The organism is Burkholderia sp. BE17 (assembly GCF_009362305.1).
Classification (GTDB): Bacteria; Pseudomonadota; Gammaproteobacteria; order Burkholderiales; family Burkholderiaceae; genus Burkholderia; species Burkholderia pyrrocinia_C.
In genome coordinates this window covers 41,577-55,122 of the sequence record NZ_WHNU01000022.1, presented here as the reverse complement: position 1 = coordinate 55,122, position 13,546 = coordinate 41,577, and the positions used below count along the sequence as shown (strand labels likewise).

At 68.8% G+C, this 13,546-nt stretch carries 14 protein-coding genes and 1 riboswitch; of the genes, 10 read left to right on the top strand and 4 right to left on the bottom strand.

All coding sequences use genetic code 11. The features are described 5' to 3' along the window. Positions 1-23: 23 nt before the first annotated feature. The 4 genes from GD429_RS19925 to GD429_RS19910 all read right to left on the bottom strand — a co-directional run bounded on the left by GD429_RS19925 (position 24) and on the right by GD429_RS19910 (position 5,276). Positions 24-1,307 carry a D-amino acid dehydrogenase gene (locus GD429_RS19925; RefSeq protein WP_152859207.1) on the bottom strand — a complete coding sequence of 428 codons (1,284 nt, stop codon included), beginning with the start codon at positions 1,305-1,307 and terminating at the stop codon, positions 24-26. A 25-nt stretch (positions 1,308-1,332) separates the two neighbouring features. Continuing rightward, positions 1,333-2,595 carry an MFS transporter gene (locus tag GD429_RS19920; RefSeq protein WP_152859205.1) on the bottom strand — a complete coding sequence of 421 codons (1,263 nt, stop codon included), beginning with the start codon at positions 2,593-2,595 and terminating at the stop codon, positions 1,333-1,335. Positions 2,596-2,730: 135 nt separating this feature from the next. Further along, positions 2,731-3,507 (bottom strand): SDR family NAD(P)-dependent oxidoreductase, encoded by a 777-nt coding sequence (locus GD429_RS19915; protein ID WP_321574737.1) that lies wholly within the window; start codon positions 3,505-3,507, stop codon positions 2,731-2,733. Beyond that, positions 3,504-5,276: an ABC transporter ATP-binding protein/permease gene (locus GD429_RS19910; protein WP_152859203.1), complete on the bottom strand. Its 1,773-nt coding sequence runs from the start codon at positions 5,274-5,276 to the stop codon at positions 3,504-3,506. The genes GD429_RS19915 and GD429_RS19910 overlap by 4 nt, the downstream gene beginning before the upstream one ends. A gap of 270 nt (positions 5,277-5,546) precedes the next feature. Next, a riboswitch (TPP riboswitch) is annotated at positions 5,547-5,669 on the top strand. A gap of 234 nt (positions 5,670-5,903) precedes the next feature. On the opposite strand from GD429_RS19910, the gene GD429_RS19905 reads away from it, so the two are divergent. The 10 genes from GD429_RS19905 (at position 5,904) to GD429_RS19860 (ending at position 13,519) form a co-directional block, all read left to right on the top strand. Further along, complete coding sequence (locus tag GD429_RS19905; protein ID WP_152859201.1) at positions 5,904-7,040, top strand: FAD-dependent oxidoreductase; 1,137 nt, start codon at positions 5,904-5,906, stop codon at positions 7,038-7,040. A gap of 32 nt (positions 7,041-7,072) precedes the next feature. Further along, complete coding sequence (gene thiS / locus GD429_RS19900) at positions 7,073-7,270, top strand: sulfur carrier protein ThiS (RefSeq protein ID WP_027783340.1); 198 nt, start codon at positions 7,073-7,075, stop codon at positions 7,268-7,270. A gap of 38 nt (positions 7,271-7,308) precedes the next feature. Then, entirely contained in the window at positions 7,309-8,124 is an 816-nt protein-coding gene (locus GD429_RS19895) for a thiazole synthase (protein WP_034183640.1), read from the top strand. Beyond that, positions 8,121-9,245 carry a thiamine phosphate synthase gene (gene thiE / locus GD429_RS19890; protein WP_152859199.1) on the top strand — a complete coding sequence of 375 codons (1,125 nt, stop codon included), beginning with the start codon at positions 8,121-8,123 and terminating at the stop codon, positions 9,243-9,245. The genes GD429_RS19895 and thiE overlap by 4 nt, the downstream gene beginning before the upstream one ends. Positions 9,246-9,329: 84 nt before the next feature. After that, a complete protein-coding gene (locus tag GD429_RS19885; RefSeq protein ID WP_006477138.1) occupies positions 9,330-10,151 on the top strand; it encodes an ABC transporter ATP-binding protein in 822 nt (273 codons plus the stop codon). Then, positions 10,148-10,915, top strand: coding sequence for a lipid asymmetry maintenance ABC transporter permease subunit MlaE (gene mlaE / locus GD429_RS19880; RefSeq protein ID WP_152859195.1), 768 nt, complete (start codon positions 10,148-10,150; stop codon positions 10,913-10,915). The genes GD429_RS19885 and mlaE overlap by 4 nt, the downstream gene beginning before the upstream one ends. A 24-nt stretch (positions 10,916-10,939) precedes the next feature. Continuing rightward, positions 10,940-11,500: an outer membrane lipid asymmetry maintenance protein MlaD gene (gene mlaD / locus GD429_RS19875; RefSeq protein ID WP_152859193.1), complete on the top strand. Its 561-nt coding sequence runs from the start codon at positions 10,940-10,942 to the stop codon at positions 11,498-11,500. A 31-nt stretch (positions 11,501-11,531) separates the two neighbouring features. Continuing rightward, on the top strand, positions 11,532-12,506 hold the full coding sequence (locus GD429_RS19870; protein ID WP_152859279.1) for a VacJ family lipoprotein: 975 nt from the start codon (positions 11,532-11,534) through the stop codon (positions 12,504-12,506). A gap of 111 nt (positions 12,507-12,617) precedes the next feature. Continuing rightward, a complete protein-coding gene (locus GD429_RS19865; protein WP_152859275.1) occupies positions 12,618-13,247 on the top strand; it encodes a phospholipid-binding protein MlaC in 630 nt (209 codons plus the stop codon). Further along, positions 13,244-13,519 carry a lipid asymmetry maintenance protein MlaB gene (locus GD429_RS19860; RefSeq protein ID WP_105391634.1) on the top strand — a complete coding sequence of 92 codons (276 nt, stop codon included), beginning with the start codon at positions 13,244-13,246 and terminating at the stop codon, positions 13,517-13,519. The genes GD429_RS19865 and GD429_RS19860 overlap by 4 nt, the downstream gene beginning before the upstream one ends. Positions 13,520-13,546: the final 27 nt, after the last annotated feature.

Here is a 13,546-nt window from a genome sequence, read left to right as displayed (position 1 = left end):
GACGGTGTCGCCCGGCGCCGAGCCTACCGGCCGTAGCGCGCGAGCGTCAGGCCCGACAGGTCGATCTCCGGCTCGCGCCCGGTAACGAGATCCGCGACCACCTTTCCCGAACCCATCGACATCGCCCAGCCCGTCGAGCCGTGGCCGACATTGAGCCAGAGCCCGTCGATCCCGCTCGCGCCGACCAATGGCGGCCCGTCGGGCGTCATCGGCCGGCGGCCGACCCAGAAGCGTGCCGACGTGCGATCGGCCGCGTGCGGGAACCAGTCGTCGAGCACCTTCATCAGCGTATCGAGCGCCTGCTGCCGCAGCGCCGCGTGCCGGTTGCCGAGCTCCGCGGTGCCCGCGACGCGCAGCGTCGGGCCGAAGCGCGTGATCGCCGTCTTCAGCGATTCGTCCATCAGCGCGGCGCGCGGCGCCTTTTCATCGTCGACGACCGCGAGCGTCGCCGAGTAGCCTTTCACCGGATACAGCGGTACGTCGATGCCGTGCGGCCGCAGCAGGCCGGCGCTGTCGACGCCGAGCGCGACGACGATCGCGTCGGCGGCGAGCGGAGCGTCGCTTCGCGCGGTAGCGCCTTCGTCCAGTGAATCGACCAGCACGCCGCGCACCTTGCCGCCCGCGACGTCGAGCGCGCGGATCGCGGTACGAAAGCGGAACGTCACGCCGTTCGCCTCGCACAGCGCACGCAGTTCGCGCGTGAAGCGTGCGCAGTCGCCGGCTTCGTCGTCGGGCAGGTAGATGCCGCCGACGGGCGCCTGCCGCGCCCAGCGCAGGCCCGGCTCGATCGCCGCGCAGCCGGCCGCGTCGAGTTCGCGAAACGCGATGCCGGCATCGCGCAGCACCTTCAGCGCGGGCTGCACCATCTCGACGTCGAATGCGCCGCGCAACAGTTGCAGGTAGCCGCGGCTCGCGCCGTAGTCGAACGGATAACGGTCGCGAAACGCATGCAGGCACGCGCGGCTGTAATACGCGATGCGCTGCATCCGCTGCTTGTTCACGCGGAACCGCTCGAACTCGCATTCGCGCAGCCAGCGCGCGATCCAGCGCCACTGCGCGGCGTCGAGCGTCGGCCGGAAGATCAGCGGCGACGCGGGCTTGAACAGGTACTTGAGGATCTTGCCGGGCATCCCGGGCGCGGCCCACGGCGTCACGTAGCCGGGCGCGATCACGCCCGCGTTGCCGAGGCTCGTCGCCTGTGCGACGTCGGCCTCGCGTTCGATCACGGTGACGTCGCAGCCTGCTTCGCGCAGGTGCCACGCGGTGGTGACGCCGATCACGCCGGCGCCGAGAACGATCACGTGCATGCGGTTTCCGGAACGAAGAGGGCGCTCACGACGCGACGGCCGGATCGTCGACGAGCGACTTGCCGCGCGTTTCCGGCAGCACGAGTGCGGCGACGATCACGAGCAGGTAGCCGGCGCCCGCGACGAGGCCGATCGCCTTCACGAGCGACATCGACTGCGACAGCGAGCCGACGAGAATCGGAAAGAACGAGCCGAGCCCGCGGCCGAGGTTGTAGCAGAAGCCCTGGCCCGAGCCGCGGATCGCACCCGGATACAGCTCAGACAGGTATGCGCCGACGCCCGCGAAGATCCCCTGCACGACGATGCCGAGCGGGAAGCCGAGCAGCAGCATCGCGGTATCGGTGATCGGCAGCATCGTGTATGCCATGCCGAGCGAGAACGAGCCGATCGCGAACAGGATGAACGACGCGCGGCGGCCGAGCCGATCGGACAGGATCGCGCCCACTACATAGCCGACGAACGAGCCGACGATCAGCACGACGAGATAACCGCTCGTGTTGAACACGGACAGGTGGCGGACGGTTTTCAGGTAGGTGGGCAGCCACGTCGTGATCGCGTAGTAGCCGCCGAGCATCCCGGTGCACAGCGCGCTGCCGAACAGCGTCGCGCGCAGGTGCGGCGGCGAGAAGATCTCGAGGAAGTGGCCTGACACGCGGCCTTCGTCGCGCGCGCGGCGCGTGGCCGTGTAGATGTCGGGATCGCTGACGTTGCGGCGGATGTACAGGATCCACAGCGCGGGCACGATGCCGATCCAGAAGCATGCGCGCCACGCGACCTGCTCGGGCAGCAGCGCGAAGAACGCCCAGTACAGGATCGCGGCCGCGGCCCAGCCGAACGACCAGCTGCTTTGCACGGTGCCGACGGCCTTCGCGCGATGCTCGGGCGAGCGGATCGTCTCGGCCATCATGATCGTCACGACCGACCATTCGCCGCCGAAACCGAAGCCCTGCAGCGTGCGCGTCGCGAGCAACTGCCAGAACGAATGCGTGAAACCGGACAGGCACGTGAACAGCGCGAACGTCGCGATCGTCCACTGCAGCACGCGCACGCGGCCGTAGCGGTCGGCGAGGATGCCGGCAGCCCAGCCGCCGACTGCCGACGAGATCAGCGAACTCGTCGCGATCATCCCGGCCTCGCTCTTCGTCATTCCCCACGTGGCGATCAGCGTCGGAATCAGGAACGAGTAGATCATGAAGTCGAACGCATCGACCGCGTAGCCGCCGAATCCGGCGTACAGCGTCTTGCGCTCGCGCGTCGACAATTCGTTGAACCACTGGAATGCCTGCATGCTTGCCGCCCCCTCTCGTCTCGTATCGCGCTGCCGCGTGGCGGTTATTTTACGGTCGCGATGCGGCCGGCCAAAAAGGCCGATGCAGGTTCGTGCGGAAAGGCGGGTATGCGGGAAGGAGGGGGCGATGCCGCTTCAGAGCGTCAGGCCGCCGTCGACGTGGATGACCTGGCCGGTGATCTGCCGTGCCGCGTCGGACAGCAGGAATGCGATCAATGCGGCGACGTCGTCGGGTTCGGCGATCCGGCCGAGCGGTGTTGCCTGTTCGGCTTGCGCCCACGCGGCGGCGTTGCCGGCGCTCGGCCCGTGGTCCTTGCGCGTGAAGCCGGGCGCGACGGCGTTGACGGTGATGCCGCGCGCGGCGAATTCGGCGGCCGCGGTGCGCACCAGCGATTCGAGCGCGGCTTTCGCGGCGGCGGTGGCCGCGAACGGCGCGTCGGCGCGGTAGCGATGCGCGACGAACGAACTGACCGCGACGATCCGCGGCGCGGCCGACGCTTCGAGCAGCGGCCGCGCGCGGCCCGCGAGCGCGGAGAACGCGCCGGGCATCGCCGCGAAAGCGGACGCGAGCGCGTCCGCTGAAAGATCGGAAAAGGCCTGGCGCACGGCGAAGCCGGCGTTCGCGACGAGCTGGTCGAGCCCGCCGAAGCGCGTGGCGGCCGCATCGACGAGCGTGGCCGCGATGCCCGGCTCGGTGAGGTCGCCGGTGAGCGTGATGCACTCCGCGCCGGCCGCCGCGCAGGCGCGCTCGACTTCGGCAAGCCGGGCCCGTGCCGCATCGTCGGCGCCGCGCGCGTGCAGCGCCAGCGCGATGCCGGGCGCCGCGAGCCGCCGCGCGAGCGCCGCGCCGATCCCCGAGCCTGCGCCGGTGATCAGCGCGATCCGCACGATGTGCGCGGCGCGTGCGCTCACGCAGCCACCTTGTCGCTGGCGTTTACGCGCTCGACGTTGATGGTGCCGACGTGGAATGCGGCCAGCGACTCGCGATGCGCGATGCTGACGATCGCGGCCTTCGGCAGCCGTTCGGCGAACAGGTGGTAGAGGCGTGCCTCGTTGTCGGTGTCGAGTGCGCTGGTCGCTTCGTCGAGGAACAGGAAGTCGGGCTTGTGCAACAGCACGCGTGCGCCGGCAAGGCGCTGCTGCTCGCCCGGCGACAGCACGCGCGTCCAGTGCGCGGTTTCGTCGAGGCGCTCGACGTAATCCTCGAGGCGGCATGCGCGCAGCGCGTCGCGGCACGCGTCGTCGCTGAACGTGTCGGGCGTCGCCGGATAGGTGAGCGCGGCCTTCAGCGTGCCGATCGGCAAATAGCTCGTCTGCGGCACGAACATCATCCGCGCGCCGACCGGCGCGTCGATTGCACCGTCGCCGAACGGCCACAGGCCCGCGAGCGCGCGCATGAACGTGCTCTTGCCGGAACCCGACTTGCCGATCACGAGCCAGCGCGAACCCGGCTCGATCGTGACGTTGCCGATGTCCGCGAGCGCGTTGCCGTTCGGCAGCGCGAGCTTGAGCGACGACGTCGACAGCTTCGCCGCGTCGACGTAGTGCAGGTTGATGCCGCCGTGCTCGGTCGCGGGCGAAAGGCTTTCCTTCAGGTGCGACGTGCCCATCACGCGCTTGAATTCGCGCAGACGGTTGACGGTGGCGCGCCATTCGACGAGGGTCGAGTAGCTGTTGATGAACCACGAGAACGAATCGCTGACGGTGCCGAACGCGGACGAGATCTGCATCAGCACGCCGAACGAGAACGCGCCCGCGAAGTACCGCGGTGCGGCGACGACGAGCGGGAAGATGATCGCGATCTGCCCGTAGAAGCTCAGCACGAACGTGAGCCGCTTCGTGTACTTCATCACGCGCCACCAGTTGTCGCGGATGCGCATGAAGAGGTTTTGCGCGTTGCCGGTCTCGGTCTTCTCGCCGTCGTAGAACGCGATCTGTTCGGCGTTCTCGCGCACGCGGATCAGCCCGAAGCGGAAGTCGGCCTCGACGCGCTGCTGCTGGTAGTTGATCGACACGAGCGGATGGCCGACCTTCTGGATGATCAGCGAGCCGACCACCGCGTACAGCGCGGCCGCCCACACCATGTAGCCGGGAATCGAGATCGGCGTGGCGCCGAGCGTGAACGTCAGTGCACCGGCGAGCGACCACAGGATCGTGATGAACGACACGAGCGTGACGACCGTCGACAGCAGGTCGAGCGACAGCGCGAGCGTCGTGGTCGCGAACGACTGGAGGTCGTCGGTGATCCGCTGGTCGGGGTTGTCCGCGAGGCGGTCGCGCTCGATCCGGTAGAACGCGCGATCGCCGAGCCACTGGCCGAGAAAACGGTCGGTGAGCCACTGGCGCCAGCGGAAGCCGAGCATCTGCCGCAGATAGCGGCCGTACACGGCGAGGATGATGAACGCGAACGCGAGCGCGGAGAACTGCATCAGCAGGTGCGGGAAGTCGTGGACGTCCTTCGACTGCAGCGCGTTGTAGAACTCGGCGTTCCACTTGTTCAGCCGGACGTTGATCCACACCACGCAGAGGTTGATCGCGATGATCGTGACCAGCAGGCCCCACGCGATTTTCCATTCGGACGACACCCAGTAGGGCTTGATGAGGCTCCATGCGGATACCGGGCGCTCGTCCTGCGGCGCGTCGGAGGCGGCGGAGCGGACGGGATCGATCGATTGGGTCATGTGCTTCCTGATGAGTAGCCGGCGCGCGGGCCGGGCGAAGCCGGGCGCGCGCCGCGATACGGCAAGCCGGGGCGAGGCGCCGACTGACGGCGGGCGTTGCGGATGGTCGCCCGCGCATCTTAAACGGCGCTTAAGGGCCGGCGGTGACGCGGCAACCGGCCGCTCGCGCGGCCGGCCTGCGGGCATTGTGCCAGAGCGGCGCAGCGCGACGGCGAATTTGCCGCAAGGGGACAGTTTGCGGCGCTTTCCGCTTTTATGGTCTAATGGCCGACGACGAAACAGGGGTGCTTCGTGCGCGGCCGGCAGATGTTCCAGGCGGCGCGGCGAGGCTGAGAAAGACCCTTCGCACCCGATCCGGGTAATACCGGCGAGGGAAGTTTCTGATCCCGCCGGGCCGCGCTGGCTGCCATCCCACATGGTCAGCGCCCGAGTCCCGCCCGGCCGGCCTTTGCTGCCGGTTTCGTCCTTTTGGGTACGCGCATTGCGCGTTACGGAAGGAATGATGACCGCACAATCTTCAGTCTTTTGCATGGCTCCCGGCCCGATGTCGCGTGCGTTCGCACGGGACGGCGCGTGCGCGTCGACGTTCGTCGTGCGCACCTGCGCGGTTCGCGAGGAGCATGCGCGATGAACGTCCAGGATTCACGGCCGGATTTCGCGGTGCTCGGCGGCGGCCTCGTCGGCCGCCTGATCGCATGGCGGCTCGCGGGCGACGGGCATCGCGTCGCGCTGTACGAGCGCGGCGGCCCGGACGGCGAGCAGTCGGCCGCGTGGATCGCGGCCGCGATGCTCGCGCCGCTCGCGGAAGCGGCGAGCGCGGAGTTGCTGATCACCGAGCTCGGCGCAGCTTCCCTCGCGCGCTGGCCGCAATGGCTCGCCGAGCTGCCCGAACCCGTGTTCTTCCAGCATCACGGCACGCTCGTCGTCTGGCATCACGCGGACCGCGCGGAGGCGCCGCTGTTCGAGCGACGCGTGCGCGCGAATGCGCCGGCCGACCTGTTCGACGGCGGCTTCGTCACGCTCGCGGGCGAGCAGGTCGATGCGGCCGAGCCCGCGCTCGCGGGCCGCTTCGCGCGCGGCCTGTTGCTGCCGCGCGAAGGCCAGCTCGACAACCGTCAGGCGCTGCGCGCGCTCGCGGCGGGCCTCGTCGAACGCGGCGTCGACCTGCACTGGCACGTCGCGATCGACGACGCGAACCTGCCCGCCGCGCATTTCACGATAGATTGCCGCGGGCTCGGCGCGAAACCCGCGCTGCCCGCGCTGCGCGGCATCCGCGGCGAGGTCGCGCGCGTGCATGCGCCGGGCATCGGGCTCACGCGGCCCGTGCGGCTGCTGCATCCGCGCTATCCGCTGTACATCGCGCCGAAGCAGGACGATCTTTATGTGATCGGCGCGACCGAAGTGGAGGGCGAGGACATGTCGCCCGTCAGCGTGCGCTCCGCGCTCGAACTGCTGAGCGCGGCGTTCTCCGTGCATCCGGCGTTCGGCGAGGCGCGCATCCTCGAACTCAACGCGCAGTGCCGGCCGACGCTGCCCGATCATCGCCCGGCGGTGATCTGGGACGGCGGGTCGACGCTCGCCGTCAACGGCCTGTACCGGCATGGCTTCATGATCGCGCCGGAAGTCGCACACGCGGCGGTCGCGGTCGCGCAAGCCGCGCTCGGCGGCGCGTTCGGCGATGCCGACGCGTTCGCCGCGTGGCGCGACGCCGAGCGCTGGCCGACGCTCCTTCATCACCGCAACGACGCGCGCCAGCCGGCCTGACGCGCGCCGCCGACCGAATCCGACGAAGCCTCATGGATATCCAGATCAACCAACAGACCCTGACGCTGCCCGACGGCGCGACGGTGGCCGACGCGCTCGCCGCGTACGGCGCGCGCCCGCCGTACGCGGTCGCGCTGAACGGCAACTTCGTCGCGCGCACGCAGCATGCGGCGCGCGCGCTCGCGGCGGGCGACAAGCTCGACGTCGTGCACCCCGTCGCGGGCGGCTGAGCGCCGCCGGTTCGTCCCCGCACTTCCAGGAAAACGACATGACGTCCCTCACATCCGCCGACGCGCTGACGCTGTACGGCGAAACCTTCGCAAGCCGTGTGCTGCTCGGCACGTCGCGCTACCCGTCGCTGCAGTCGCTGTCCGATTCGATCGCCGCGTCGCGGCCGGGGATGGTGACGGTCGCGCTGCGCCGCCAGATGACGGGCGGCACGGCCGAAGCCGGCTTCTTCGACCTGCTCAAGCGCCACGCGGTGCCGCTCCTGCCGAACACGGCCGGCTGCCAGACCGTCGCCGAGGCCGTGACGACCGCGCACATGGCGCGCGAGGTGTTCGGCACCGACTGGATCAAGCTCGAGTTGATCGGCGACGACTACACGCTGCAGCCCGACCCGGTCGGGCTGATCGAGGCCGCCGCGCAACTGGTGAAGGACGGTTTCAAGGTGCTGCCGTACTGCACCGAGGATCTCGTGATCGGCCGGCGCCTGCTCGACGTCGGCTGCGAGGCGCTGATGCCGTGGGGCGCGCCGATCGGCACGGGCAAGGGGGTCGTGAACCCGTACGGCTTGCGCGTGCTGCGCGAGCGGTTGCCCGACGTGCCGCTGATCGTCGACGCGGGGCTCGGCGTGCCGTCGCACGCGTGCCAGGTGATGGAGTGGGGTTTCGACGGCGTGCTGCTGAACACGGCCGTGTCGCAGGCCACGCACCCCGAGATCATGGCGCGCGCGTTTGCGCAGGGCGTCGAGGCCGGCCGCGCCGCGTATCTCGCCGGGCCGATGGATGCGCGCGAAACGGCGCACGCGAGCACGCCGGTCGTCGGGATGCCGTTCTGGCACCAGGACGGGGGCGGCGCATGAGCGCGCGTTTCGCCGACACATTCTGGCCGCCGGCCGACGAACTGGCCGAAGCGGCCGAGCGGATTCGCGTACGGCTCGGCGACTGGCCGGGCACTGCGGCACCATGGCGGCTTTGCATGGCGGCGCCCGACATGCCGGCCGACGGCGACGTGCTGATCGTGTCGGCCGGCGACCGCACCGCGCAGGCGCGCGCGTCGGCTGCGTCGCGACCGGCGTCGCCGGATGCGGTCGCGATCGAATTCGGCGAGCAGGGCGCGGTACTGCATGCGGCGGCCGCACGCTACGCGCTCGATGCCGCGCATCCGCTCGCGGACGACTGGATCGCGGCGCTCGCCGCATTTCTCGATTGCGGCTTCGCGCCGGTCGACGCACTGGTGCTCGCGCTGGCGTGGCGCGACGGCGACGAGACGCGCGCGGCCGACGCGTGGCCGGTCGACGCCGCGCGGTTCCCGCGCGTCGCCGGGCTGCCGACCGCGCCCGAGCCCGCGTTCGCGCCATGCCCCGCGCGGCTCGGCCTCTATCCGGTCGTGCCGGACGCCGAATGGGTCGAACGCGTGCTCGATTGCGGCGTGCGGACCGTGCAACTGCGCGTGAAAGGTGCGACGCCGGACGCATTGCGCCGGGAAATCGCGCGTGCGGTCGCGGCCGGGCGTCGTTATCCCGATGCGCGCGTGTTCATCAACGATCACTGGAAGATCGCTGCAGATGAAGGTGCATACGGCATTCATCTGGGCCAGGAAGACCTCGAGACGGCCGATCTGGCCGCGATCGCGCGTGCGGGCCTGCGGCTCGGGCTGTCGAGCCATGGTTATTACGAAATATTGCGGGCGCTGCACGAGCGCCCGAGCTATCTCGCGCTCGGCCCCGTGTACGCGACCGCGACCAAGGCCGTTGCCGCGCCGCCGCAGGGCCTTGCGCGGATAGCCCGCTACGTGCGTTTTGCGGGCGCGCGGGCGCCGCTCGTCGCGATCGGCGGAGTGGGGCTCGACACGCTGCCGGACGTGCTGGCGACGGGCGTCGGCAGCGTCGCGGTGGTCAGCGCGGTCACGGCCGCGGCCGACTATCGGACTGCGCTTATTGCATTGCAGCAATGTTTTCCCGGACAATTTGACAATCATTGACCGCAGGGCCCGGAACGGCGTCACGACATCATTCCAATGCAGGCCCTATAATTCGGCGTTCTGCGTAAAAGGACTGTCAGCTCCGTGAGCCCCACTCCTACCGAGACCCTGCTGGAACTTCGCGATGTCGACTTTGGCTATGGCGACCGCCTCGTCCTGTCCAACCTGAACCTGCGTTTCGGGCGCGGGCAGGTCGTCGCGGTCATGGGCGGGTCGGGTTGCGGCAAGACGACCGTGCTGCGCCTGATCGGCGGCCTCGTGCGCGCGCGCCGCGGCCAGGTGCTGTTCGACGGCGCCGATGTCGGCGCGCAAACTCGCGACGGCCTGTATGCGCTGCGCCGCAAGATGGGCATGCTGTTCCAGTTCGGCGCGTTGTTCACCGACATGTCGGTGTTCGAGAACGTCGCGTTCGCGCTGCGCGAGCACACCGACCTGCCCGAAGACCTGATCCGCGACCTCGTGCTGATGAAGCTCAATGCGGTCGGCCTGCGCGGCGCGCGCGACCTGATGCCGTCCGAGGTGTCGGGCGGGATGGCGCGCCGCATCGCACTGGCGCGCGCGATCGCGCTCGATCCGCAGCTCATCATGTACGACGAACCGTTCGCGGGCCTCGATCCGATCTCGCTCGGCATCACCGCGAACCTGATCCGCACGCTGAACCAGGCGCTCGGCGCGACGTCGATCCTCGTCACGCACGACGTGCCGGAATCGTTCGCGATCGCCGACTACGTGTATTTCCTGGCCAACGGCGGCGTGCTCGCGCAGGGCACGCCCGACGAGCTGCGCGCGTCGACCGACCCGAGCGTGCGGCAGTTCATCGACGGCGCGCCGGACGGCCCGTTCAAATTTCATTACACGAGCCCGCCGCTTGCGGCGGATTTCGGGCTCGGCGGAGGGCGCGCATGATCAGCGCGATCGGACGTTACGTCATCGGCGGCCTCGAGCGCACGGGCTACGGCACGCGCCTGTTCGTGCGCCTCGTGCTGGAATTCTTTGCGCTGCTGCGCCGGCCGCGGCTTGTCACGAAGCAGATCCACTTCCTCGGCAACTATTCGTTCGTGATCATTGCCGTGTCGGGGCTGTTCGTCGGCTTCGTGCTCGGCCTGCAGGGGTATTACACGCTGAACCGCTACGGATCCGAGCAGGCGCTCGGCCTCCTGGTCGCGCTGTCGCTCGTGCGCGAGCTCGGGCCCGTCGTCACCGCGCTGCTGTTCGCGGGCCGCGCGGGCACGTCGCTCACGGCCGAGATCGGCCTGATGAAGGCCGGCGAGCAGCTCACCGCGCTCGAGATGATGGCGGTCGACCCGATCAAGACGGTGATCGCGCCGCGCATGTGGGCGGGCATCATCGCGATGCCGTTCCTGGCCGCGATCTTCAACGCGGTCGGCGTGCTCGGCGGCTACTTCGTCGGCGTCGTGCTGATCGGCGTCGATCCGGGCGCGTTCTGGTCGCAGATGCAGGGCGGGGTCGAGGTCTGGGCCGACGTCGGCAACGGCGTGCTGAAGAGCATCGTGTTCGGCTTCGCCGTGACCTTCATTGCGCTGTACCAGGGGTATGAAGCGAAGCCCACGCCCGAGGGCGTGTCGCGCGCGACCACCAAGACGGTCGTGTTCGCGTCGCTCGCCGTACTCGGCCTCGATTTCCTGCTGACCGCGCTGATGTTCAGCTAGGCCTCAGCCAAGCCATATTTTGGGATGACGATGAAAAAGACTGCTCTCGACTTCTGGGTCGGCCTGTTCGTGGTGGTGGGCTTCCTTGCGGTGCTGTTCCTGGCGCTGAAGGTCGGCAACATGAGCTCGCTGTCGTTTCAGCCGACCTATGCGGTGAGGATGAAATTCGACAATATCGGCGGGCTGAAGCCGCGCGCGGCCGTGAAGAGTGCCGGCGTCGTGGTCGGCCGCGTGAAGTCGGTCGGCTTCGACACGAACACCTACCAGGCGCTCGTGACGATCGATGTCGACGGCCAGTATCAGTTCCCGAAGGATTCGTCGGCGAAGATCCTGACGTCGGGCCTGCTCGGCGAGCAATATATCGGCCTCGATCCGGGCGGCGACACCGAAATGCTGAAGGCAGGCGACACGATCACGATGACGCAGTCGGCGATCGTGCTCGAGAACCTGATCGGCCAGTTCCTGTACAGCAAGGCCGCCGATGCGGGCGGCGCGAAGCCGGCAGCCGGCGCGTCGGCCGCGCCCGCTCCGGTGGCGGTGCCGGCGTCCGCCGTGTCCGCCGCGTCCGGTTCGGCAGCGCAATAACCACACGAGAGAATACAAGAGGGGAATGACCATGCAGACGATCCGCATCAGGCACGCCGCGCTCGCGGTGGCGGCAGTCGCCGCGTTGAGCGGTTGCGCGACCGTGCAGACGCCGACCAAGGGCGATCCGCTCGAAGGCTTCAACCGGACGATGTACAAGTTCAACGACACGGTCGACACGTACGCGCTGAAGCCGGTCGCGCAGGGTTACCAGAAGGTCGTGCCGCAGCCGGTGCGCGACAGCGTGACGAACTTCTTCTCGAACATCGGCGACGTCTACGTCGCGGCGAACAACATCGTGCAGTTGCGGATCGCGGACGGCGTCGGCGACATCATGCGCGTCGTGATCAACACGGTGTTCGGCGTCGGCGGCCTGTTCGACGTCGCGACGATCGCGAAGCTGCCGAAACACACGGCCGACTTCGGGGTCACGATGGGCCGCTACGGCGTGCCGTCGGGCCCGTATCTCGTGCTGCCGCTGCTCGGCCCGAGCACGGTGCGCGACACGGCCGGCCTCGGTGTCGACTACGTCGGCAACCCGTTGACCTATGTGAAGCCGGACGGCCTGAGCTGGGGCCTGTTCGGCGTGAATCTCGTCAACACGCGCTCGAACCTGCTCGGCGCGGGCGATGTGCTGGACGCCGCGGCGCTCGACAAGTATTCGTTCGTGCGCAACGCGTACCTGCAGCGCCGCCAGATGCTGATCGACAACGCGCGCGGCGAGGCAGGCTCGACGGCAAGCAACGACGCGCTGCCGAAGTACGACCTGCCGGACGACGGCGCGGCACCGGCGGCAGCCGGCGCGGCCGGTACGGCCGGTACGGCGGGCGCAGCGGCGATCGGTGGTGCGACGGCGCCGGCGGGCGCATCGGGCGTGGCAGTTGCCGCGCCGGCGTCGGGCACGGCCGTTTCGCCGAACCCGGCCAGCGAAACGAACGTGCCGGCGATGCAGGTGGCGCCGCCGTCTCCGGGCGGGTTCCGCTTCCCGAGCATCCGGCTGCACTGACGGATTTACATTCGTTACAGCCGGAAACGATTCAGTCGGTAGCGCACGCGAACTTGCGCGTAAGCTACCTTCTCCAATCTTTGCATCGACTCATTCATGCAGGTCACTATGATGAAAAAACTGTTCCTGATCCCCGTTTTCGCGGCGCTGTTCTCGTTCGGCGGCGCAGCTCACGCGCAAGTCGACCAGTCGAACCCGCAGGCGCTGATCAAGACGGCGACGCAGCAAGTGCTCGACGAAGTCAAGGCGCAAACGATCAAGCAGGGCGACACCAATCGCATCATTACGATTGTCAACAAGGACATCCTGCCGTACACCGATTTCCGCCGCACCACGCAGCTCGCGATGGGCCGCAACTGGCGCACGGCGACGGCCGAGCAGCAGCAGCAGATTCAGGAGCAGTTCAAGCTGCTGCTGATCCGCACGTATTCGGGCGCGCTCGCGCAGCTGAAGCCGGACCAGCAGATCCAGTACCCGCCGTTCCGCGCGGATCCGGCCGATACCGACGTCGTGGTCAAGACGGTTGCGATGAACAACGGCCAGCCGGTCCAGATCGATTACCGCCTGTACAAGTCGTCGAACGGCTGGAAGGTGTATGACCTGAACGTGCTCGGCGCGTGGCTGATCCAGACGTACCAGCAGCAGTTCAACGAGAAGATCCAGCAAAGCGGCGTGGACGGCCTTATCCAGTTCCTGACGCAGCGCAACCAGCAGCTTGCCTCCGGCAAGCAAGCGTCGTGAGCGGCTTCGAAGCCGGTTCCTCGCTGACCGTCGCGAGCGCGAAGTCCGCGCTCGCGGACGGTCTTGCGCGCATCGGCACGGGTGCGACCGCCGTCGATTGCGCGGCGCTGACGCAGTTCGATTCGTCCGCGCTCGCCGTGCTGCTTGCATGGCAACGCGCCGCCAAATCGCGCGGCGCGACCCTCGACATCCTCAATCTCCCCCCGAAGCTCGCCAGCCTCGCGCGCGCCTATGGCGTCGACGCGCTCATCGAAGGCGCCGAGCGACATTGACGCTGTCCGACCGGAGCCTGCCGCGCC